1 protein-coding gene is annotated in these 1,272 nt (G+C 72.4%); it reads right to left on the reverse strand.

What is annotated here, in order from left to right; all coding sequences use genetic code 11:
- The coding region (locus Q0789_RS16565) for an IS256 family transposase (protein WP_298807086.1) at positions 1-1,262 on the reverse strand (1,262 nt) is incomplete at its 3' end.
- Between the last annotated feature and the right edge of the window lie 10 nt (positions 1,263-1,272).

Here is a 1,272-nt window from a genome sequence, read left to right on the forward strand (position 1 = left end):
GTGAGGGCCTGCAGGGGGTCGGTGCTCACCTCCTGACCGTTGCTGGTGGGCGTGGTGGTGGCGCCGCCGGGTAGGGCGGTGAGGCGGGCGCGTCCCAGGACGTCCAGGCCGAGGTAGCGGCGTCCTTCGGTCCACTCGTCGTGCTGCTCGGCCAGGACGGCTCCGACCAGGCGGGTCAGGGCCTCGCGGTTGGGGAAGATGCCGACGACGTCGGTGCGGCGCCGGATCTCGCGGTTGAGGCGCTCCTGGGGGTTGTTGGACCAGATCTGGCGCCAGATCTCCTTGGGGAAGGCGGTGAAGGCGAGCACGTCGGCGCGGGCGGCGTCGAGGTGGTCGGCCACGGCCGGCAGCTTGTCGCCGACGGCATCCAGCAGCCGGTCGTACTGGGCGGCCACCGCGGCCGCGTCGGGCTGGTCGTAGACGCTGTGCAGCAGCGTCTTGACCCACGGCCAGGACGACTTCGGGGTCGCGGACATCAGGTTCGCGGCGTAGTGGGTGCGACAGCGCTGCCAGGACGCCCCGGGCAGCGTCGCCCCGATCGCGGACACCAGCCCGGCGTGGGCGTCGGAGGTCACCAACGCCACGCCGCTCAGTCCTCGAGCGACCAGGTCGCGGAAGAACGTCAGCCACCCGGCGCCGTCCTCGGCCGAGGAGGTCGCCAGGCCGAGGATCTCGCGGTGGCCGTCGGCGTTGACGCCGGTGGCGAGCATCGCGTGGACGTTGGCCACGCGGCCGTCCTCGCGGACCTTCAGCACCAGGGCGTCGGCGGCCACGAAGGTGTAGGGGCCGGCGTCCAGGCGGCGGGTGCGGAAGGCCTCGACCTGGGTGTCGAGGTCGCGGGCCATCTCGCTGACCTGGGACTTCGACAGCCGGGCGATCCCGAGGGACTCGACCAGCTTGTCCATCCGGCGGGTGGAGACCCCCAGCAGGTAGGACGTGGCGACCACAGTCGTCAGGGCCCGCTCGGCGCGCCGGCGCCGCTCGAGCAGCCACTCGGGGAAGTAGGTCCCGGTCCGCAGCTTGGGGATCGCCACGTCGATCGTGCCGGTGCGGGTGTCGAAGTCGCGGTGGCGGTAGCCGTTGCGCGAGGCCACCCGCTCCGGGCTCGTGGTCCCGTAAGCGGCGCCGCAGACGGCGTCGGCGTCAGCGGACATCAAGGCGTTGATGAAGGTCCGCAGCATCTCGCGCAGCAGGTCCGGGGAGGCCTGCTGCAGCTGCTCGTCGAGGAAGCGGGCAGGGTCCATCATGGGCAGGGCGGTCATCGCGTCGAGC

The sequence above is a fragment of the uncultured Pseudokineococcus sp. genome (assembly GCF_947499845.1).
Taxonomy (GTDB): Bacteria; Actinomycetota; Actinomycetes; order Actinomycetales; family Quadrisphaeraceae; genus Pseudokineococcus.